Genomic DNA, 23,131 nt, shown 5'->3' with positions numbered 1-23,131 from the left:
TGGTTTGCCACTCGAGTTATTAAGAGCAACCTACAAACCTATACTTAGAAAAACGATAAAAGAATGTATCAATATGTTACTTACAATAAGAGCTTAGTTTTTTATTACTCACCATCAAGCAGCTCTTTTACATTTTAAGTAACCGTAGAATTGACCTTTTGGCAGACTAAACTGTGTGATATCAGCATTTGATTTACCTTTAAAGCGCTTTCCATCATTAGAAACAAACTCACAAGAACGCCCATTAACTAAATCAATTTTAGCAGGCACCCAGGCTTTAAAACTGACAGCTCCATTCACTTGCCAATTATCCATGGAGACATTAGCTGAAGCTAAATACGGTACATTGTTTTCTTGGCTGTGATCAAAGCTAAGCTTTGCTAAATCATCAGTTATATGAATGTAATTACCCTTTTGAGTGACGCCGGATATTCCTGAACTTTGAGCTACATTAGGAACATCAAAATCATTGGGAATACGTAATGTTCGAATACTTTGAGAGCTAAAAACCCATTCGTTATTGCTGTTTTTAGCAAGAGCTGAAAAATAAAAGTCTTTAGCTATTTTTGCATACTGGCTTAAATGTACTGGCGTATTCGGTCTTGCAAGTACGTAGTCTATATTATATTTCAGGGCATCAAGTCCAGCAGGTAGTTCACCAGAATAAAAATGAAAGTAAATACTATAGGGTTTTAATCTGTATGGTTTTTCTGTAATTTCAAATGTTTCGATTAGGCGCTTAAAACCATAATAAGGCCCATGCCACAAGTTGGTGTATACGTTCTCGTTAATAATGGGTGCATAAATTTGGTATAACAAGTCACCTTCAGGTCGTCCAATTGGCGATACATTTGTAAGAGTTGGGTTATCAGCTTTTACTGAAGTATTACCACCATTCACGTTGAGCACGCCAGCTTTTCTTGCTATGGCTAAAGCCTTTGGTCCTGGAACCGCATCGCCTGACCATAGAATTAATACTGTTTTTTTATTCTTTGGCGTCAGTCGTTCATTAATATATTGAATTGACCCTGAAATTTCTTTTTCTAAATCGACAGAGAGATACCCAGGAATATTTAAATTAAGTCCGTATTTCGTATCATCTTCATCTATGTTTTGTATCCCTGATAGCACTTTCCAAAAGTAAGGGTGGCTATATGTGTGCGATGCAACCTCTACATAAGGTAGTTTAAATATATCTCTTGCAACTTGCTCAAGTTCTTCACTTTGTTTTGGATGTAAGCCGTTAGGCTCTATGTCTGCTTGTATTATGGAGGATGTTAATGGCAATTTGTACCTTTTTATTATTTCATCGCGAATAACTTCTGAGTTGTATGGCTTACCTTTGAAGTGCGCAACGCTACTAAATCCATCGCCATCTATGTGCAAAGTTAACATACGCCTTCCGCTCAGAGTCGTTGTATCAGGAGCTAATATTGTGGGTAAATTTAGTACTTTTGTTAACAAGTTCTTAGGGTCTATCACCCATTTACTGCCTTCCAGTGGTAAATTATCAATTAGCCAAGGGGCTACTATTATGCCACCTAGTTTAGTCTTACTTCCTTGCGCTAGGATTTTACCATTTGCTGAACTAATGCTAATTAACGCTGTGGCGTCTGAGGTTAACTTAAGGGAATTTGGTCTGATAATTACAGGTGCTTTTGTAGTTTCACCTTTTAGCCAATCGGCAAAGTATTCAACTTTATAAGGGCCAGGTTGCGCATTATTTATATTTTCTACGCCTAAACTAATCAGTAATTTATTTGATTGAGGTAATTCCCCTAATATTAGCTCCGGTACTATTTTTAAACCCCCTTCCAGCCATTTAATAATCTCAGTACTATAAAATATACTATGAGTAGTCCAAGAAATAATGCCGGCATGTAAACTGGGATCTATTCTAGGTAAGCTTTCTTTAGCTACATCTACATAATCAGGAATATACCCTAAGTATTCTATGATTGTAGCAAGCTTTGAATGAACAGATTTTTTAACTAAGGGTGAAATATCGCTATTATAAGGAATTAATATTCGCCTAGGCACCGGTTTTATTGATGATGTACCCCATGTTTGCAAGTGGCCATCTGTCACCCATGGATTAAAACCTGCGTCTATAATCTTTTGTGCCATAGCGAGGCGGTTATCGGGCTTTGCATAATCAATAATTTGGACGTTGAGGCCTAAGTTTTGTGCTTTTTTTAATTGTGCGCTTAGCCAATTTTGGTCGTTTTTGTTAGTCAGTGTATAGCTATTGTCGTTAGGGTTGAAGTGGCTATACAAACCCTCAGCAACTAAGTCGTTGGCTAAATTAGCGAGTTTAGGCAATAGCTCAAAGCCCCGGTTGAGGATAAGGTGCTTATCAAAAGTCTCAGAGAGTGAACTTATTATGGTGACTAATCCAGCTTGTTGTTCGGGTTTACTGTGCTTGTCATCTAAAAGTTGATAGCTGTCTAGAGTATCTAAAAATAAGCCGCTAAAACCACGTGCTTTTAATGTCTCAGCGCTCCTTTGAATATGTTGTTGCCAATGTGCTGATGCTAAATCGGCAATATGACTATCCCAGTTGGGGTTTATACTAAGTGATGACTTATTTTTATTAAAGGACTCGCCAACACTTAAATAAGCATATACAGCAATATTACGTTGTTTAAACCAATTAAGTTCGTGCTCAGTGACGTGTTCGGGCTGAACTACAACGCGAGAATAAAAAGTCATTTCGGCTAGAGGCATCGGGTACGAATAGTAAAATGCAATACTATTATTTACAGGCTTTGCAAATACTTGACTAGAGATTAAAAGCACAAGATATAAAATATATTTCATTAGTAATTCATTTTTATTAATTCATAACAGTGGCTCAAAACAATATGTTTCAATCTATCTGGTTATTTAGTACTAGGAAGATAGGGTTATTATATGTTAATAAAAAATTAATCTCTACATATTAATTTAACCTTGAGGTCAATGTTTATACTCGCTTACAAATAATCTAACTCGCCGCAATTAAAACTAATTAACTTAAATAAAAGCAGTAAGGCTACGTGGATATTATTTATAGAGAGTGTTTTAAATAATGGATAAACGTTGGATGAATTATTTTTATTAAGACTAAGGTCTCTGCGTTATTGGTGTCTAAAATGCCGAGTTGGGATTATAATATGGCTAAGCTGACTTCTAACTAACTTGGTCCTACCTAATTTTACCTATGCTTTTCTTAATATAAGTTTAAAGCGATATAAATGAGCGAAGTTATTTTGGGCAAATAAGTAAATCTGCAAACTATATTAGTTTTGCTAGATTTTAGTTGTTGCTGCACACACACCTTTATTCACCTCGGAGAAAAAATGAGTAATTTAAGCTTGAAAAACAAATTGCTGTTACTAGCTATTTTACCGCTAATGCTACTTTTGATCAGCTTAATGCTGAGTTCTTATTATTTAGAGAATAAAAATCAGCAACAAAATTTTGAAGCATTTCAAACTAAGTTAATAAGTGACAAGCAAACGTTACTAAGTACCGAAATTGAAATTGCTAGCAAAATTGTTCGCTATCAATTAGCAAATGGCTCTGAGCAAGATGCTAAAAACGCTTTAAGAGACTTAACATTTGGCCAAGGTGGTTACTTTTTTATATACGACACCAATGGCATTAGTGTTTTTCATGCATTACTAGGTGATGCTATTGAAGGGCAAAACAAAATAGGGATGACTGACCCTAACGGTAAAAAAATAATAGTGGGCTTATTAGAGCAAGCTAGAAAAGGCGGTGGCGCTTTTAACTATCATTTTCAAAAACCAAATACCACAGGCTTAGTTGAAAAGATGGGCTATGCAGCAATGATACCAGGCACAAACTGGATGATTGGTACTGGCGCATATATGGATGATATAGACGCAGAGCTACTTAAATACCAAACAACTATGCAAGAGCACATGAATGATAAGGTAATGACCTTATTATTAATTGCTTTATTTTGGGTTGTTTTAACAATTATATGTGCGTTAGTTGCCGCAAACACAATGGTAAAACCAATACAGCGCATGGCGCAAAGCCTTGACGATATTGCAAAAGGTGAGGGCGATTTAACTAAGCGTCTAGACATTGATACTAATGATGAAATAGGTCAACTTGGCGAAGCATTTAATATGTTTGTAAGTAAGCTACATGGCATTATTACTAATGTGGTTGATGTAACACACGATGTAAAAACAGCTTCTGGTGACATAAATACACAAACACGATTAATTGAAGACAAGTTACTTAATCACAATCATGAAACAGACCTTGTTGCAACGGCTATTACCGAAATGTCGGCTACTTCTCATGAGGTGGCTCAAAATACAAACCAAGTGGCAGAGTCAACTCAAGCGGCAACGCAAGAAGTTGCTAAAGCTCAAGAGTGTGTTGATATTTCACTCTGTGAGGTTTCAAACTTAATGGGCGAAATTAACCTAGCTGCTGAACAGGTTGATTCACTCAGTGATCAATCTAAAAAGATTAATAGCGTACTAAGTGTAATTGGTGGAATTGCTGAGCAAACAAACTTACTTGCACTCAATGCTGCAATAGAAGCTGCGCGAGCAGGTGAGCAAGGCAGAGGGTTTGCAGTTGTAGCCGATGAAGTAAGAAGCCTAGCAAGTCGTACTCAAGTTAGCACACTAGAGATTAGTGAAATGTTGAGTGAGCTACATAATTTAGTATCAGATGCAGTTGCAGCAATGCAAGCAAGCCAAAGTAGTTGTAATCGCTCTGTTGAATCCTCTCGTGCTATTTCAGAAAGTTTAGGCGCTGTAACAAGCTCAGTTAGATCAATTAACGACATGAGCACACAAATTGCGACAGCGGCGCTGGAGCAAAGTAGCGTTACAGAAGAAATAAACCGTAATGTATTTGCTATTCAAGAAATAGTTAATGAGCTAACTATTTCAAGTAAAACCACCTCTTCAGTTGGTCAGCATTTAGCTGGGCGTGGTGAAAGCTTAGGACACTTAGTTGGCCAATTTAAAATTTAACAAAGCTTAAAGCCCTACACTAAAAGCCGCTAATAGCGGCTTTATTTTTGTGGGCGATTTTTTATAAAAATTATTGAATTTTTTGTATGCGTTAAGGTCTATCAGCATGCAAATATACTTATACAGTGGAATAACCATGCAAAACATGCCATCAATTAAACGTTGTACTCGAGAAGAGTTAGCGCCAGAGCAAGATTTGGGGCGTTTAGTCTCTTTTTTACGTTCGAGATTAGCCATTCATGTTGATGCCAAGTTACTTCCTATGGACTTAACTTCTGCGCAATATATTGTGGTTGTACTACTTGCGAGAGAGTCGGTTAATACGCTTGCAGGACTTTGCGAGTATATGGTTTATGATCGTGGCGCTATGAGCCGCTTACTAAACCGACTTGAAGAAAAAGGACTCATTATTAAAACGCAATGTGAGCTTGATAAGCGCTCAACTATTTTGTGTTTAAGTGAAAAAGGTAAAGCTCTTTGTCCTGAAATTATGCCTGTAGTGAACGAAGTCTATGCGCAAGCATTAAGTGGTTTTTCGGAGCCAGAAAAAAACCAAATAATCGACTTACTATTCAAAGCTATAAATAATCTTGATTCACTGCCAGACTCCCCCCAAAAGTAGATTATCAATAAAATAGCGATACTGTTTCAATAGAAAGTTAGCGTGCTAATTAGTTGATCTGATTGTGCGCAGAATCTAACTTTGATAATATAGTTGCCTAGGCAATTAAAGTTATCATCTTGTTAGGTTTGTTATGATTGAAAATAATTTGTTAGTACAATTACAACAGCAATTTCCAGAACATACTTTTATGCAACATCACTTAAGTGTTGTCCATAAGGGACGTTTTGCTAACGCGATTGTGTATCGATATAAAGATAATGAATTTGATTTAATCGTTAAAGATTTTAGCCAAAGCCCCTGGTTTATCCGCAAAACATTTGCACGAATGTCGGTAAATCAAGAGTATAAAGGGTTGAGCCGTTTAGCAGAGCTTGATGCAGTTGCTAACCGCTTTTGTAGATTGTCGCCGATAGCGGTTGCTTATAACTATATTGAAGGCACGCCACTGCGCGCTTTAATTCATGAAGACAAAACACTACCTGTTAACTTTTTTAGTGAGCTTGAGCGTCAAGTAGCAAAAATGCATCGCAAAGGCATCGTGCATTTAGACTTGCGTAATATGGGTAATATTTTATGCGGCGCAGACGGTAAACCTTATTTTATTGATTTTCAGTCCACTATTAGCTTTTCTCGTTTTCCACGTTGGTTGCAACGCTTTATGCGAGGATCTGACATGTCAGGCGTATATAAAGCATGGAATAAATTGGGTGAGCAACCTCTGCCACAAAAAAAACAAGACTATTTAGAGCGCTTTAATCACGTGCGTAAACGCTGGATTTTTAAAGGTTACCCAATACAGCGAGGCTATGCGTGGGGCGCTGCACTTATTACTCAATTTGTAGATTCTGACTTAGTACGAAATATTACTGATAGACTTTAATTTAAAGCATAAACCGTAATTTAAAAACACCTAATTCATTGTGTGATTTTGCCCATATTAGCCTAGCTAATATGGGGTTTTTTTTATTATAAGTAATCCATTTGGTTTGCTTACTTGTTGTTTAATCCCTCAAAAACAAGTCCTTTTACTGTTTTTTTAATTTTTTAAAATAAATATTAGTACTGCATTTAGTTTGCCCATACAATGCGCAAAAATAGCTTGCGCATGCTTAATAAGTTCACGTTTTTTCTGCAATTTTTTATTGTTCAAGTAGACTATAAATAATGTGCGCTTTTAAATTTTAAGGTTTTAAGATGATTGAGTATCCTGTAGACCAACTTCCACAGCTCATAAATGATTTATTGCAATGCGATACAACAGAACGCAAAAATAAATTATTAGCAGATGCGCAGTTAACGCTTTCAACAGAGCACCTGTCATTACTTTTTGAGGCGATACCAAAAGAACAACGACTTGAAATTTGGCAGTTGCTTGATGAAGACACGCAACACGAAATTTTTGTTAATTTAAGTGAAGATAGTTGTTTGTGGTTGCTACAAACGCTAGAAGACACTGAGGCTTTTAAACTTCTTGATGAAGTTAATGTAGAAGAGCTACTGGAACTTGAAGAAGTTATACCAGAGCGATTTGTTGAGTATGCAAAAAAGCAACTCGATGAAGCGCAAACCAAACAATATGATTTAGCGCAGCAATACCCGCCAGAGCAATTAGGTCACTGGTTAGGTTTTGACTTTTTAAAAGTATCGGAGAAGCTAACAGCCGGTGGTGCTAAAAAATTGCTACACAAAGGTTTACCGCAATACAGTGAAGTTATTTATTTAGTAAGCCGCAAGGGTAGTTTAATAGGTGAGGTTGCGGTAAATGATTTAATAAAAGCCAGCGACACCGATAACTTAATGACATTGGCAAATCATGACTTTTCATCGCTCCATGCTGATGATGATTTATATGAAGCGGCAGAAGTGGTGATCCACAGTGAAAAAATGGCACTGCCAGTGGTTAATGTTGATAACAAATTACTTGGGCGATTAACCATTGCCTCTGCTTATGAATTACGACAAGAAATTGCTGATGAAGCAGCCGCTAAAGCCGGTGGTTTACGTGAAGACGAAGACCTGTTCGCAAGTGTGCGAAAAAGTGCTAAAAACCGTGGCATATGGTTAGGTATTAATTTAGCTACTGCCTTTTTAGCGTCGTGGTTTATCGGTTTATTTGGCGCAACGATAGAACAAGTTGTAGCACTAGCGGTATTAATGCCAGTGGTCGCTTCTATGGGGGGAATTGCAGGTAGTCAAACATTAACCGTTATTGTGCGAGGTTTAGCGCTTGGACAGGTTACAGATTCAAACCGTAATGCGTTGCTTAAAAAAGAGCTGCGTGTTGGCGCTGTAAATGGCTTGGTATGGGCGTTTGTAATCGGCCTACTTACCTTTTTATGGTTTAACGACTTAATGCTTAGTATTACGATTACGGTAGCCATATTATTGAATTTAGTGGCCGCGTCACTAGCAGGTGTTGTTATTCCGTCTATTTTAGACAAAATGAAAATTGATCCTGCGTTATCTGGTTCGGTAATTTTAACTACCGTTACCGATATTGTTGGGTTTGTTACCTTTTTAGGTTTAGGCAGTTTATTGCTTTTATAAGCCTTATACCAATTCGCTTAATTAAGTGAATTGGTATTACTAACAGGAAAATACAATGACCTTTGAAGTCATGATTTGGTGTGCAATTGCTTTGTGTATTTCACAATCGGCAATATTTTCGGGCTTAAACTTAGCGTTTTTTTCACTAAGTAGGCTTCAGCTTGAAATGGAAAGTGCAAAAGGGAACGAGGCGGCCATAAAAGTCATGGCCCTTCGAAACGACTCTAATTTTTTATTGTCGACTATTTTGTGGGGTAACGTAGGTATTAACGTACTACTTACACTACTTTCTGATTCGGTATTAATGGGCGCAAGTTCGTTTTTATTCTCAACTATCGCAATTACTATTATTGGTGAAATAACACCACAGGCTTATTTTTCGCGTAATGCGTTAAAAATGGCGAGCCTACTTTCGCCGTTAATTAAGTTTTATCAGATTCTGTTTTATATAGTTGCTAAGCCAACTGCTTTAATTCTCGATGCATGGTTAGGCAAAGAGGGGATTACGTACTTTGCTGAAAGTGAGCTCAGGGGTATTATTCGCAAACACATAGAGGCTGAAGAAGCTGATGTTCAACACGTTGAGGGAATAGGCGCGCTTAACTTTTTTAGCTTAGATGAAATAAGCGTAACCAAAGAGGGTGAGGTAATTGATCCAGACTCTATTATTGCTTTGCCTACTAAGCTTGATTTGCCTATTTTCCCAGACCTTACATTAACGACTGATAATGAGTTTTTACGCAAACTACATAAGTCAGGTTATAACTGGGTGATCATTACCAATGAAGACGGTTGGCCTTTATTAGTGGTAGATGCTGACGGTTTTTTAAGATCAGCGTTATTTGAGCCAGATACGTTTGACCCTTATCATTATTGTCACAGACCTATAATTGTTGCTGATGAAGCGATGCGTTTGAGTGAAGTGATTTTAAAAATACGAGCTAATCATTCTTTAGATAAATCGTTTGATGGGGCCATTGATCACGATGTGGTATTAGTGTGGAGCGACGTGAAACGCATTATTACCGGCGCTGATATATTTGGTCGGTTGCTCAAAGGTATGAGTGCACCAAAACTCGAACTGCATGAAAATACAGAGAATAAAAAGCCGCTATAAAGCGGCTTTTTTGTATTTAGTTGGATGGAGCTTTACGCCCAACCTTCGTAGCGCTTACGACGTGACAGCACTATCGTTAATATAATACCTAAAAACAGGCCTAAAAACGCAATAGCACCACCGTAAGTCAGTAGCTGGCGTTTCTCTTTTGAGCTAGCAGCTTCTTTTTGAGTGCGCTCTTGTTCTAGCGTTGTTTTAAGTTTAGTGATTTGAGCAGATAGCTGCAGATTTTGATCTGTTAAAGTTTGATTTTGTTCTTGTAGCTGTGGAAGTTCTATTTGAGCTTGACGTAGCTTTTCTTGCATAGTGCTCATTTCGCTACTTAGTGTTTTGTACTGTTGGTGTAAGCCAGCTGTTTTAGTAATAAACTTAGTTTCTATCCAGCCTTCACGGTCTTTATCATCTTTAATTTTTATAAAGCCGTTTTCTTCATTTGATAACAAGGTTAACTTTGTTCCAGCATCTACAGAGCCGAGTAGTCGATAATTTTTACTCGCCCCAGAGCGCATAAAAGTGTATAGATTATCGATAATATAAGCGGTGTTTGCATTCGTTGAATTTGCAGGTTGTGCTTCTTGTGCATAACTCATGAATGTGGTGGCTGTTAAAAGTAGCCCTAATAAACAATGTTTTAGCATTTATCTACCTTGTTGATCTAACTGCGTCCGTTATGAACGTGATTTTTATTTCACATAAGTAGTTAGATAGTATGGATTAAATAGATCAATAGCAAGACTGATATTGTAACCCAGTACGGTAACGCAGGAGTAGTTATCGAGTCCACTAGGTTACAAGCCTCACGCTGTGATTAAATTGCTCCTAGATAGAACGAATTTTAATCCGCAAAGGTCATCAAGCCCTAAAATAAGGTTAAAAAATTTGCATTGTTAAGGCGCTTTGTTTATTTTGAGCACTTATTTATTTTAAAGGTAATCCGCAAACCGAATGGATACTGAGATAGAACTGAAATTTTTGGTATCAGATGCCGTTATTCCACTGATCCCCTCGTTAATTACTCAATTTGCAAAAACGGTGAAGAATAAACCGTCTCGCAGCTTACAAAATGCATACTACGATACGCCAAGCAGAGAGCTTAGAGCGCTTGATATAGGCTTTCGAACGCGTTGTTCTGACAGCGAATGCGAGCAAACTATAAAGCTTGCAGGTGAAGTGGTAGGTGGTTTACACCAACGTCCAGAGTACAATTTACCAATTGAATCAAGCCGCCCTAATTTAATGGCGTTTGATGCTGATATTTGGCCTCATGGCATGCAAATAAGCGCCATCTCAAAAAACTTGTATCCAATATTTAGTACTAACTTCATTCGTCGTACTTGGTTAATTGAAACCGAAAGTGGCGCTAAAATTGAAGTCGTACTCGATAAAGGTGAAATTGCGGCTTCGGGTAAAATTGAAATTATTAGCGAGCTAGAAATTGAGCTAGTTGAGGGCAGTCGTAATGAGCTGTTTGCATTTGCAGATATACTAGTTAGCCAAAACTGCATACGCTTAGGTTTGTATTCTAAGGCCGCGCGTGGTTATCGACTTGCTGATGAAAAACCTTTAATGCCAAGCAAATCTATTGGTTTTGTACAATTACCAAAGTCGACTACTCAAGAGCGTGCTTTAGTTGAAGCCATGAACTTTGGCATTCGCTTTGTACAAAAGCACGAGCAATGCTATTTCGATAAGCCAAGTTTAAAAACACTTAAACGCGTAACTGACGGCATCAGTTTAATCCGCCATACTTTTTGGCTATACGACGATATAGTATCTAAAGAAAGTACAGAGCACTTACGTACCGAACTTAAATGGTTATTAAGTGAATTAGCGTGGGTAGAAAACGCGATTCAATTAAAAACGTACACGTCTAAACGCCATGCTTTTTATAAAAAAATTAATGCGGCGCCAGCACTTGCTCAAGTCATTGGAGACTTAAAAGAGTTACAGCCAAGCATTGACGATATAAATGCACTGTTTCACAGCGCACGTTATAATCGTTTATTACTATCGTTAACTACATGGTTAATCGATAAGCAATGGCGTAAAGACTGGGGGCAAGCAGAGCTTCAAGCGGCTGAGCAAAATGTGTCGTCTATTGCCAATAGGCTTTTCAATAAAGACTGGAAAAACCTGCACGAGTTGCTTCCAAAGGAGCAAACACTCGATGTCGCTTCGTATTTAAACCTACGAACTCAGCTTGAAAATAGCCTACTGAGCGGTAACTGTTTAGGATCGTTATTTGATAAAGAAGAACGCCTAGAGTTTAGATTGCCTTGGCTTGATATTTCTCATGGTATTTATGAATTAAGTACGCTTGAGTATTTAAAGCAATTATGTGCAGGGCAAGAGGACGAACAGCTTGCTAAAATCCAGTCATGGCTTGAACAAAAGTCTGAATATTTGGTCAGTGCCATGGAGCAAAGTCGCCTTGCTTCACTTGACATAGAACCTTACTGGCAAAAATAAATGATGCGCTTTTGTAATAAAATTCAGTTGCAAAAGTGTTTATTCGTTATTTTTTTATTAGTTAGTTTTAACACTTACGCTGAGCCCATATGGCATTTGTATAAAAACAAAAATGGCGTAAGTGTGTATTATCAAAGCCACAGTGATAATACCTTTGAAGTAAAAGCGCAGATGAGCGTGAAAGGCGTATCCACCAATGAGTTTTTAGAATTACTTAGTGATACCGATGCCGCACCCCAATGGCTCGAAAATATATCTCAGGTAAAGGTTATTAAGCACATAAGCCCATCAGAAAATTTAGTGTACAGTTATTTTAATTCTCCTTGGCCTGTTAGAGATAGAGATAGCATTACTTATTCTTGTTATTCACAGTTGACTGCAAATAAAAGCCAATTGCTTATTAAGGCTCGCCCTAATAAGCAGCCCAAAAACAATGGCGTTATAAGAATTACTACTTTAAATGCACGCTGGCTGCTGAGTGAGGACAAAGGCCGCCTTGATATTGAGTACCAAGTATATGCTTTGCCTGATGGGGCAATACCTACTTGGCTAAGCAATAAGGTCGGATTGAAAAGTACTTACATCACATTTATGAACTTGCATCATATGCTCACAGATAAAAAATACACTCCAAAACTACCTCTAATCAAAGCAGGTCAATGCTAAATATCGAATATATAATAATTTAATGGTGTGTTGAGTAGTCTTTAACTACGCTTAAGCAATAATGACACGCTATTATTTGGAGAATTGATGAAGTATTTAGTGGCTATATTATGTTTGATACACAGCTCATTCTTATTAGCTCAAGAATATACCTTTGGTGTAGTGCCGCAATACGAGCCGCAAAAGCTAAATACTATTTGGCAACCTTTGTTAAAGCAAGTAAGTAAGCAAACGGGAATAACTATAAAGCTAATTACAGTTGAGTCTATTCCTGTATTTGAAAAAGCCTTTGCTAATGGCGAGTACGACTTTGCATACATGAACCCATGGCATAGTGTTGTAGCATACGAAAAACAGGGATATTTACCATTAATAAAAGATGCAGGGCGAAAGCTGCAAGGTATTTTGCTCGTAAACAAAGACAGTGATATTGATAATTTAAGCCAACTAGAGGGCGCTGAAATAGCATTCCCTGCACCTAACGCATTAGGTGCGTCATTATTAATGAGAGCTGATTTAGCATTGTTATACGGGCTAACAATAAAGCCTGTATATGTCCAAACTCATCCATCGGTATATTTAAATGTAGCACTGCACTCAACAATGGCGGGCGGTGGTGTAATGGGCACATTTAAACAACAACCAGAAAGCTTACAAAATAAACTCAAAATTCTTTATAAAACGCGTGAAATTAGTCGCCACCCAATTGTAGCCCATCCAAGGGTTGATCCTGCAATACAGTTAAAAGTGCAACAAGCTATTTTAGATATAGGGCAAAGCCCAGAGCATAAACATTTACTTGCAGGTATCCCAATTATTAAACCTAGTATTGCAACTTTAGCAGAGTATCAGCAGTTAACTCAGTGGGGCTTGCGCTCATTTTATGTTGAAAATTAGAGGGTTTCGTAGTTTAAGGGCGCAAAGCTTTATTGTTGTATTGCTTTGTGGCTTGCTTATGGCATGTCTTTTTATGTTTTACGCATTACCTGAACAAGCGCGTTGGGTAAACGATGGCCTTTCAAAGGCTGCTCAGCGTTCTTTAGCGCAGTTATCGACTTCTATAACGACTCCGTTGTTAACTAGGCAATATGCAGAGCTATATGAAGAAATAGACAGTCAACTTCAAACTCGCCCTAATTGGAAAAGTATTAAAATTGTTGACGTTGATTCAAAAAACCAATTGTATCCGCTTGAGAATTGGGTTGGAGCAAATGAAAACGGCGACATGCTGTTATCTCAACAGGTGGTATTTTTAGACAAACCGCTGGCTAATATTAGCTTGGTTGTTAATTTTACGAATGAAATTAACGAATCTTCAAAACTTCATTACACCTTAATATATATACAATTTATTATTTTAGTTATCGTTTTTATAGGTTTAGCTTGGCTGGTGGATTACAGGGTTACATCGCCTTTGAGGACGCTAAAACTTGGGTTTTCACGTTTAGCCAAAGGCGACTTTGATTGCCATATAGATAAACAACAACAAAATGAAGTGGGCAGTGTAATAAATGCATTTAATAATATGGTTGATGAGGTTGCGAATAACCATCAAAAATTAAATGCATTACGAATTCAAGCTGAGTCTGCAAGCAAAGCAAAGTCAGATTTTATGGCCAGTATGAGCCACGAATTAAGAACTCCATTAAATGCAATTTTAGGCTTAGCCCAGCTGTATGGATATGATGAGAGTGCTAATAAAGTACAAAAAGAAAACGCGAAAAGCATTTATCAAGCTGGAGAGCATTTACTATTACTCATAGACGATGTGCTTGATTTAACAGCTATTGAGTCGGGTAATATGCAGTTTAGTTTTTCTTATGTGCCTATTAAAAGCATATTAGAAGAGTCAGTAGAGCTTGTCACTGAGCTAATTAAAGGGCAATCAATAACACTGCAAACTCACGGTTTTGAGTCCTTAGAAGGGTTGAGTATTTATATTGATCAGCGCCGCTTTAAACAAGTGATGCTTAACTTGCTTTCAAATGCGATTAAATACAACAAACTAAATGGCAGCATTAATATTAATTGTCGGGTGTTAAGTAATAAACAATGCGAAATAGATGTAATAGATACCGGATGCGGATTTTCTCCAGATGACATTTCTCGCCTATTTAAACCTTTTGACCGCTTAGGCGCTGAAACCAGTAAAGTAAATGGAACCGGTATTGGTTTAGTGATAACTAAGCAGCTGGTAGAGCGTATGCAAGGGTCTTTGAGCGCACAAAGCGAGCAGCACAAAGGTTCTTGTTTTACGCTAAACTTTAACAGTTTTGATCAAACTGACTTGCCAGCACAAGTGCAAGCCCCTCAAATAACACAGCAAAGCTTAAATGCGGTAACGCTTCCTACGCTTGAGGTTTTAGTGGCAGAAGATCAAGTTACAAATCAGCAAGTGTTAAAACAGCAATTAACTATGCTTGGAGTGTGCTCTACTTTTGTAAGTAACGGTGAGCAAGCTTGGGAGGCCATACAAAATAAACGCTTTGATATTTTACTAACCGACATTCAAATGCCCTTACTCGATGGGTTAGGGTTAGCCAAAAAAATACGAGAAAACACTCATTTTGATGAACTGATTATAATTGCAATTACGGCCAACATTACCAAAAACAACATAGATAATTGCTATAGTTGTGGAATGAATGGCTTTTTAACAAAGCCTATTGAGCTTGTTAAATTAAAGTCGTTATTGATGGAGCATTCTCAAACTATGGTCAATACACGTTCAGAAAAATCAGATGGTGAAAATATAGCTTCAGATAGTTTTGATCAATTAGATATTACGCTACTAAAAGCAATGCTTGGTGATGATCCTAGCGTACATTGCATGGTATTTAATGCGTTTTTACAAACAGCAGGGGAGCAAATTAAATTAGCTAACGCGTATGCTAAGAGTAAAAACTATGTTGATTTAGCTTTTCAGGCTCATGCATTAAAGTCGTCTTCAAAGTCTGTTGGGGCTATTGAGTTGGCAAATATATGCCAGCAGATAGAAACACAGGCAGAAAACGAAACAGTTAAAAATGAATATATACAGCAGCTGGAAGAGCGCTTTAACGCTGTAGTCACACAACTTAAAAGCTATTGTTTACGATATGAAAAACGCACATAAAAAATGGCTCTTAAAGAGCCATTTTTTGTTTTAGGTATTTTAGTATTTAGCCGCTTGCCCTTTTTTGGGTAAAGCGTGCTGTATAAAGTCACGTAAATCGTTATTAGAGCTTTCTAAATCAGCGTGGCGAAGGTACATCATGTGTCCGCTTCTGTAGCCTTTAAAGCTCAAACGGTCTTTCATTTTACCGCTTGGGTCTAATTGCCATAACGTATATTTAGCGTCAAAGTAATTGGTTGCACCATCAAAGTATCCTGATTGAATCATCACGTTTAAGTAAGGGTTTTGCGCCATAGCTAAACGTAGATTTTCGCCCGTATTATTACCGGTTCTATCCCATGGGTGAACATTACCAAATAAATTATATTTTACATCCGTTTTATAGTTTAGCTCTTCACGCAAGTAGTGATTAATTGCAGGAGTGAAAGAGTGTAACCAAGAGGTAAGTTCAGCCCAGTAGTCTGGGGATTCACCTGCGTCTCTTTTATCCATTCCTAAATAACGAGAATCTAAGCGGCCTACAGTTTTACCACGTTCACGCAGTAGCTCTTTCCAGAAAAATTGAGTTGGAATATCTAAGTTATTTTGCTCAACAAACTTTTCTGATAAGCCTGCGTAGTGCGCCATTTTTGTAATTATGCGTCGCTTCTCATCAGCATTAATAAAGCCACCTTTAGCAAGCGCAGGGATTAACTCATTTACAGTAAACTCTTCAACTTCAGGTAATAACTCATCAAGATCTTTAGCTTGTAAATCGGCGTTAAGTGCTTTGTGATACCAAGCAGTCGCTGCAAAGTAAGGTAGGCGGTTAGCGGCTTTAATCGGGCCGTCGCGCTTAATACCAATGTCAGTAGGTGATACGAGAACAACACCGTTTATGTACATCCACTGACTGTTTTGAAGCTCATGAGCGAGTCCAGATACACGTGTTGTACCGTAGCTTTCACCAATTAAAAATTTAGGCGAGCGCCAGCGCTGTGCTCTATTTACAAAAGTATTTAACCACTCAGCAAGGTATTTAATATCGGCATTAACACCAAAAAATAATTCTTTTTGTTTTGCTTTGGAAGGCAGTTCGCCTTTTTCGTTTTCAAGTACGCGAGAATAGCCAGTATTTACCGGGTTTACGTAAACAATATCGGCAATGTCAAGTACAGAATATGGGTTGTCTTTTACGCCATAAGGTTGAATTGGATAGCCTTCGTCATCAATTTTTAATACGCGAGGGCCAGTATAAGCAAGATGCATCCATACAGAAGCCGAACCCGGCCCGCCATTAAATGAAATAAGTAATGGGCGAGCTGTCCTGTCGTCAACTTTGTCACGTGTGTAGTAGGTGTATTGTAGTGTAGCAACCGCGTCGCCTTTATCATCCCATACAGGTTGTGTGCCTGTAGCTACGGTATAACTAAAACGCTGGCCATTAATTTTAGCCTTATGTTGGGTAACTACTTTGCTGTCTACATCAATACGACGTTGGTTATCGGCAAGCGTGCTTGTACTAATTATTAATGCAATAACGGTTATCGGTAAACTGATAATACGACTAAGCTTCATTAGGTGTCCTTATTATTGTTGATACATCATTAAAGATAAAAATGAGTTAAATAACAAAAGTATTGAGACTAGTGGCCGATAATACTGGTTCAGTAAGGTATTAATACATTGAAAGGCGCGTATTAATCGCTTTTATAGTTATTTTGGATTTACTTTCTTTATTTAGTTAATTGCAAAATTCAGGTATATTGCGGCCTACTTGTATTGATTTTTTATACAGGCTATCACCAAAAAATCTAACGGATTACGCTTTCAAGCACATAAGTGCACTCTACACCGGATGTTTATGACTAATGCTATTGCAGTAATTGCGTGGTATTTGTCGTTTTGTGGTAAAACTAATTAAAGGTAAAGAGAAGCTTTATGCAAAGAGTATTAGTGGTTGAAGACAGTAAAGTAGTGCAGCAGGTACTTCGCCACTTAACTGCACAATACCTTGATGTGGCAATCGATTTTGCTTGGTCTTTAGCTGAATGTGCCACTTACGTAGAAAAATACGACTACACGCTTGCGTTAGTTGATTTAACCTTGCCAGATGCTCCTCACGGTGAAGTCGCAAAATATACTTTATCTAAAAAGATTCCTACGGTTGTTTTAACCTCAAAAATAGATGAGTACAAGCGCCAACAAATGCTTGAATTAGGTGTCGTTGATTATGTTATTAAAGATAATCGCGACTCTTACCATTACGCCGTTAAACTCGTTGCGCAATTGCTAAGAAACCAAGGTTGTAAAGCATTAGTAGCAGATGATTCATTACTGAGCCGCTCGTTAATGAAGCAAATGCTTGAAAAGCAATTGTTTGATGTGACAGATGCCCACGATGGACAACAAGCACTCGAAATATTAAAAGCTAATCCTGATATAAAGCTACTTATGACCGACTACGCTATGCCTTCTATGGATGGCTTTGAACTTGTTAAAGCGGTACGTAACTTTAGAGGCCGAGACGACTTAGCAATTATTGGCTTGTCGGGCGCGGGGAAACATGGCCTATCAGCGCGATTTATTAAATATGGCGCCAATGACTTTTTAACAAAGCCATTTATGAATGAGGAGTTTCATTGTCGAGTACTTCAAACAATGGAGCAACTATCGTTAATTTCAGATATTAAAGAAAGCGCGCATAGGGATCATTTAACAGGGCTTCATAATCGACGCTATTTTTATCAATATGCAGAAAAGCTCCTTAAAAGTAAAAACCAGAAAAATACTCTCGCATTGTTAGATATCGATTTTTTCAAAAATATTAACGATACATTAGGCCATGAGGGTGGCGATCAGGCTTTAAAGCAGGTTGGTTCATTAATCCGCACTACGTTTTCAAAGTTTACAGTTGCACGGGTTGGTGGAGAAGAGTTTGCCATAATATTACCTGAGATAGAGCTTGAACGTGGTCGTGAATACTTTGAAGCATTTAGAAAAAAGCTGGCTAGTTACGATTTTTCTATCAGCGATAAATCAATTAAAATTACTACAAGTATAGGCTTGGCAGACTTTCAAGACACTAGCTTGACGCAGGCAATGCGTGTTGCTGACAAAGCATTATACGAAGCTAAAAACCAAGGAAGAAACTGCGTGGTATAGCTCTGTTATATAAAGCTAAGCATGCAATTAATATATTGCACGCACCAATGTAGATAACTTGTTAAATTAACGCACCTAATTGGTGCGTTTTTTTTGTTATTTAGTTTCTGTTTTTCACTAACTTATTGTTTTAAAAAATATAAAAATAGTGGCACAAAGGTTGGATTGTTTAACCCAACAGGATAACAATAAAGAGTCCGAGGGGGCCGCTATGAAAATGATTAGTGCAATCATAAAACCATTTAAATTAGACGACGTGCGTGAAGCACTCGCTGATTTAGGAATTGAGGGGATGACAGTAGTTGATGTTAAAGGTTTTGGACGTCAACGAGGTCATACTGAGTTATATCGTGGTGCAGAATACCAAGTAGATTTTATTCCTAAGATCAAACTTGAAATTGCAACTCGTACTGAAAATTGTCAACGCGTTGTTGAAGCAATTACTAAAATTGCATCAACAGGTAAAATCGGTGACGGGAAAATTTTCGTGTACGACTTAGACCAAATTGTTCGTATCCGTACTGGCGAACTTGACGAAGAAGCAATTTAAGGGGGTCTCATGGAAAATACAATAATAGAACTAAAGTTTTCACTCGATACCTTCTATTTTTTAATATCAGGTATATTAGTAATGTGGATGGCAGCAGGTTTTGCCATGTTAGAAGCGGGCTTAGTTCGCTCTAAAAACACAGCTGAAATTTTAACTAAAAATGTCGCGCTGTATTCAATTGCATGTACGATGTTTTTATTAGTTGGCTACAACATTATGTATGTAGACAATGCCGAAGGTGGTTTTATTCCTTCAATAGGCGCTTTAATTGGCACACAAGCTGCTGATGCTGACCATTCTTTAGAATCTGATTTTTTCTTCCAAGTAGTATTTGTTGCAACGGCTATGTCGATTGTATCGGGTGCAGTTGCTGAGCGTATGAAGCTATGGGCTTTCCTTGGCTTTGCTGTAGTACTAACTGGTTTTATTTACCCTATTGAAGGTTACTGGACATGGGGTGGTGGTTTCTTATCTGAAATGGGCTTTGTAGATTTTGCAGGTTCTGCAATTGTACATGGCGCAGGTGCAGCTGCTGCACTAGCGGGTGTACTAATCCTAGGTGCTCGTAAAGGAAAATATGGTAAAAACGGTGAAATATACCCAATTCCAGGTTCAAACTTACCACTTGCTACACTAGGTACATTTATTTTATGGATGGGTTGGTTTGGCTTTAACGGTGGTTCTCAATTACTACTTTCGGATAAAGAAAACGCAACTGCGGTAGGTCAAATATTACTTAATACTAATGCAGCTGCTGCAATGGGTGCTATTGCTGCACTGTTTGTATGTAAGATACTTTGGGGCAAATCAGATTTAACCATGGTATTAAACGGTGCATTAGCAGGTTTAGTTGTAATTACTGCTGACCCACTTTCACCTTCTCCATTAATGGCATGTTTACTAGGTTTACTTGGTGGCTCATTAGTTGTGTTTAGCATTATAGCACTTGATAAAGTTAAGATTGACGATCCAGTAGGTGCTATCTCTGTACACGGTGTGTGTGGTGCATTAGGTATTATGTTAGTACCGCTAACCAATGGTGATGCAAGCTTTGTTAATCAGTTAATTGGTTTAGTGTGTATTCTTGCCTTTGTATTTGTAGCATCATTTATTGTTTGGACTGTGCTTAACAAAACAATGGGTATACGAGTAACTGAAGAGGAAGAACTAAACGGTATGGATCAACACGATTGTGGTATTGAAGCCTACCCAGAGTTTGTTTCTGTTCGAAATAGCTAATAGTTTATTTAAATAATAGTGTGTTTACATAAAGCCCTACTTCGGTAGGGCTTTTTTTGTTTCAGGGGGGGTTAACTTTTCGGATGTTAGGATATGCCCAATATGCTAAGCTCACACTCGTGAATAACCCTTGGAATAAATTACACTTAAATGGCCGACAATAAAAAAACACCTACCAGCAAACCTGCAGCTAAACGTGCTAGTAAATCGTCAAGCACGACAAAAAAAAGCACATCAAAGGGCAGTAAAAAAACAGTGAATCCCACTGTTAAACGCTCTTTTATGAGAAAAACATGGTCAGTGTTTTGGAAATTCAGCTTGGCTGTTTTTATTGCAATGGCAATGTATTTCATTTATTTAGATTCAAAAACTACACGTATATTTGAAGGTAATAAATGGCAACTTCCAGCGCAAGTGTATGCTCGTTCTATGGAGTTCTATCCGGGGCAATTTTTATCAAGCCAAGAAGTTGTGTTTGAGTTAGAGCGTCTACATTATTCATCTGTTAATAGATTAAGCAGAACAGGGCAGTTTGTTAAAACAGCAGATAGCATCAAGATTTATCGCCGTGATTTTGAATTTTATGATGGCCTTGAAGAATCACATATTATTGAACTTCGTTTTGCAGGGCAAAAAGTTGCGACTATTAAAGATAAGTTCGGCAGGCGTTTAAACTCTGCTCGCCTAGAACCTGTGCAAATAGCGCGAATTGGCAACGATTCTAAACAAGATAGAGAATTTGTACCACTAGATAAGTTTCCAGCGATGCTAAAAGATACGCTATTGGTAGTTGAAGACCGTGATTTTTATGATCACCATGGTGTGTCGGTGTTTTCTATTTTACGTGCGCTTTATTCAAATATTAAAGCGGGACGCACCGTTCAAGGTGGCAGTACGCTTACTCAGCAATTAGCTAAAAATATTTACCTCACGCGTGAGCGTTCTTTAGTACGAAAAATAAATGAGGCCTTTATTGCCCTTATTTTAGATTATCGCTATTCAAAAGATCAGATATTAGAAGCTTACTTAAATGAGGTATACCTAGGGCAGTCATACAACCAAGGTATCCATGGTATGGGGCTTGCTTCTGACTTTTACTTTTCAAAGCCTGTAGACGAGCTTGAGTACGATCAAATTGCTCTGCTGGTGGCAATGGTTAAAGGCCCATCTTATTACAACCCACGTCGTTATAAAGAGCGCACAATGGAGCGCAGGGACTTAGTGCTGCGTCTAATGGTCGAAAATAAGTTACTTAGCACAAAAGAGTACCGTGCATCGCTTAATCGCCCAATTGATATTGCGCCAATGAAAGCCAGTTTACAAAAATCATACCCAGGCTATTTAGAGCTAGTAAACAGAGAGTTAAATGAATTATTACCTGATCAGCAAACACTTGATGCAGGCGTAAGAGTATTTACTTATTTTGACTTGCAAAAGCAAACAGCAATGGAAGAGTCGATTGAAAAGAGTTTACCGTACTTGGAAAATCGCCCTAGAACTGAAAAACTAGAAGCAGCCATGATCTCTGTTAATGTAGAAAAAGGCGGTGTTTCTGCACTTATTGCTGGTCGCGATGTTCGATATTCAGGATTTAACCGTGTTTTAGACACAAAACGTAATATAGGCTCGCTTGTAAAACCTGCCGTGTATTTAACCGCACTGCAATTGCCACATTATAATTTAGCTACTTTGCTTGATGACTCGCCAGTACAGGTCACAAATGAGCAAGGTAAAGTGTGGCAACCAGAAAATTTTGACCACCAATACCGTGGTGCAATTCCACTTTATAAAGCATTTAGTAACAGTATAAATATCCCTGCGGTTAATTTAGGCCTCGATGTAGGTGTTGATAAAGTAGTAAATACATTGAAAGGTTTAGGCGCAACAGGGGCGATAGACGAATACCCATCGCTGCTTTTAGGGGCTGTTGAAATGTCGAGTTTTGAAGTGGCTCAGCTTTATACAACAATTGCTGCAGATGGCGAATATAAAAAGCTCACTGCAATTTCGGCATTAACTGACTCTGTTGGTAAAGTACTTTATAAGCATAAAGTAAATGCAGAGCCTCGTTTTGATAAATCTGCAATGTATATGACCAAATACGCAATGAAACGCGTAACGAAAGATGGCACTGCTAAACGCTTAAATTTACACTTTCCGTCAATCCAGCTCGCTGGTAAAACAGGGACCAGCAACGATTTACGTGATAGTTGGTTTGCAGGCTTTGATCAAAATACAGTGACTGTTGCGTGGCTTGGCCGAGATGACAACAAAAGCACTGGTTTAACAGGTAGCGTAGGCGCATTAGAAGCATATATTCGTTACTTAAAACCACTTAACCCACAAGCAATAGCTGATACGCGTCCACCATCAATACGCTGGGCATTTGTAAATGAACAAACGGGTAAGCAGGCACCACCAGGATGTGGCAAGGTGATTCAGCTACCGCTTAGGGCGAGTGAGTTCGAGCCTAGGCCGCAATGCATACGTTAATTTAAGATTACTTTAAACAACAAAGCCGCTTATTTAGCTGTCTCTTATACACAAATCCCTGCTAAGAAATTAGCGGGGATTTTTTTGAACTAAATCTCAATGTCATGATCAGATCTTCAAATCTTGTTTGAGGGCACATTATGATTAACGAACATAC

The 23,131-nt window shown here is 38.0% G+C and carries 16 protein-coding genes; 13 read left to right on the top strand and 3 right to left on the bottom strand.

The annotated features are described in order from the left end of the window. Nucleotides 1-114: 114 nt before the first annotated feature. A complete protein-coding gene (locus H5160_RS14490) occupies nucleotides 115-2,820 on the bottom strand; it encodes an endo alpha-1,4 polygalactosaminidase (protein WP_182737840.1) in 2,706 nt (901 codons plus the stop codon). Nucleotides 2,821-3,341: 521 nt separating this feature from the next. Here H5160_RS14490 and H5160_RS14485 point away from each other — a divergent pair. The 5 genes from H5160_RS14485 (at nucleotide 3,342) to H5160_RS14465 (ending at nucleotide 9,298) form a co-directional block, all read left to right on the top strand. Next, the gene (locus H5160_RS14485; RefSeq protein ID WP_182737839.1) at nucleotides 3,342-5,009 is read left to right on the top strand and encodes a methyl-accepting chemotaxis protein; all 1,668 of its coding nucleotides are present in this window, start codon (nucleotides 3,342-3,344) and stop codon (nucleotides 5,007-5,009) included. Between the two features lie 106 nt (nucleotides 5,010-5,115). Continuing rightward, nucleotides 5,116-5,631, top strand: a complete 516-nt coding sequence (locus tag H5160_RS14480) for a MarR family winged helix-turn-helix transcriptional regulator (RefSeq protein ID WP_231388420.1) — start codon at nucleotides 5,116-5,118, stop codon at nucleotides 5,629-5,631. 133 nt (nucleotides 5,632-5,764) lie between these two features. Continuing rightward, nucleotides 5,765-6,514, top strand: coding sequence for an RIO1 family regulatory kinase/ATPase (locus H5160_RS14475; protein WP_182725098.1), 750 nt, complete (start codon nucleotides 5,765-5,767; stop codon nucleotides 6,512-6,514). Nucleotides 6,515-6,828: 314 nt separating this feature from the next. Then, nucleotides 6,829-8,181 carry a magnesium transporter gene (locus tag H5160_RS14470; protein WP_165724231.1) on the top strand — a complete coding sequence of 451 codons (1,353 nt, stop codon included), beginning with the start codon at nucleotides 6,829-6,831 and terminating at the stop codon, nucleotides 8,179-8,181. 55 nt (nucleotides 8,182-8,236) lie between these two features. Continuing rightward, entirely contained in the window at nucleotides 8,237-9,298 is a 1,062-nt protein-coding gene (locus H5160_RS14465) for a DUF21 domain-containing protein (protein WP_024598984.1), read from the top strand. A gap of 32 nt (nucleotides 9,299-9,330) precedes the next feature. Here the strand turns inward: H5160_RS14465 and H5160_RS14460 are convergent, their stop codons facing one another. After that, a complete protein-coding gene (locus tag H5160_RS14460) occupies nucleotides 9,331-9,936 on the bottom strand; it encodes a TIGR04211 family SH3 domain-containing protein (RefSeq protein ID WP_002958928.1) in 606 nt (201 codons plus the stop codon). A gap of 307 nt (nucleotides 9,937-10,243) precedes the next feature. Between H5160_RS14460 and H5160_RS14455 the strand changes: the two genes are divergently transcribed. The 4 genes from H5160_RS14455 to H5160_RS14440 all read left to right on the top strand — a co-directional run bounded on the left by H5160_RS14455 (nucleotide 10,244) and on the right by H5160_RS14440 (nucleotide 15,548). Then, complete coding sequence (locus H5160_RS14455; RefSeq protein WP_024596277.1) at nucleotides 10,244-11,767, top strand: CYTH and CHAD domain-containing protein; 1,524 nt, start codon at nucleotides 10,244-10,246, stop codon at nucleotides 11,765-11,767. Beyond that, nucleotides 11,768-12,433, top strand: coding sequence for an START domain-containing protein (locus H5160_RS14450; RefSeq protein ID WP_182737837.1), 666 nt, complete (start codon nucleotides 11,768-11,770; stop codon nucleotides 12,431-12,433). Between the two features lie 87 nt (nucleotides 12,434-12,520). Continuing rightward, nucleotides 12,521-13,330 carry a phosphate/phosphite/phosphonate ABC transporter substrate-binding protein gene (locus H5160_RS14445; RefSeq protein ID WP_024596275.1) on the top strand — a complete coding sequence of 270 codons (810 nt, stop codon included), beginning with the start codon at nucleotides 12,521-12,523 and terminating at the stop codon, nucleotides 13,328-13,330. Continuing rightward, entirely contained in the window at nucleotides 13,317-15,548 is a 2,232-nt protein-coding gene (locus H5160_RS14440) for an ATP-binding protein (RefSeq protein ID WP_182737835.1), read from the top strand. Before H5160_RS14445 ends, H5160_RS14440 begins: the two co-directional genes overlap by 14 nt. A gap of 39 nt (nucleotides 15,549-15,587) precedes the next feature. Here the strand turns inward: H5160_RS14440 and H5160_RS14435 are convergent, their stop codons facing one another. Next, nucleotides 15,588-17,105, bottom strand: a complete 1,518-nt coding sequence (locus H5160_RS14435; RefSeq protein WP_182737834.1) for a S10 family peptidase — start codon at nucleotides 17,103-17,105, stop codon at nucleotides 15,588-15,590. A gap of 363 nt (nucleotides 17,106-17,468) precedes the next feature. On the opposite strand from H5160_RS14435, the gene H5160_RS14430 reads away from it, so the two are divergent. The 4 genes from H5160_RS14430 (at nucleotide 17,469) to mrcB (ending at nucleotide 22,974) form a co-directional block, all read left to right on the top strand. After that, on the top strand, nucleotides 17,469-18,692 hold the full coding sequence (locus H5160_RS14430; protein WP_002958922.1) for a diguanylate cyclase domain-containing protein: 1,224 nt from the start codon (nucleotides 17,469-17,471) through the stop codon (nucleotides 18,690-18,692). A gap of 211 nt (nucleotides 18,693-18,903) precedes the next feature. Then, on the top strand, nucleotides 18,904-19,242 hold the full coding sequence (locus H5160_RS14425; protein WP_004587162.1) for a P-II family nitrogen regulator: 339 nt from the start codon (nucleotides 18,904-18,906) through the stop codon (nucleotides 19,240-19,242). Between the two features lie 9 nt (nucleotides 19,243-19,251). Next, nucleotides 19,252-20,481 (top strand): ammonium transporter, encoded by a 1,230-nt coding sequence (locus H5160_RS14420; protein WP_024596272.1) that lies wholly within the window; start codon nucleotides 19,252-19,254, stop codon nucleotides 20,479-20,481. Nucleotides 20,482-20,631: 150 nt separating this feature from the next. Further along, on the top strand, nucleotides 20,632-22,974 hold the full coding sequence (gene mrcB / locus H5160_RS14415; protein ID WP_024596271.1) for a penicillin-binding protein 1B: 2,343 nt from the start codon (nucleotides 20,632-20,634) through the stop codon (nucleotides 22,972-22,974). The last annotated feature ends 157 nt before the right edge of the window (nucleotides 22,975-23,131 follow it).

The sequence above is a fragment of the Pseudoalteromonas sp. SG43-4 genome (assembly GCF_014164325.1).
Classification (GTDB): Bacteria; Pseudomonadota; Gammaproteobacteria; order Enterobacterales; family Alteromonadaceae; genus Pseudoalteromonas; species Pseudoalteromonas distincta.
This window is presented reverse-complemented; position numbering and strand designations above follow the sequence as displayed.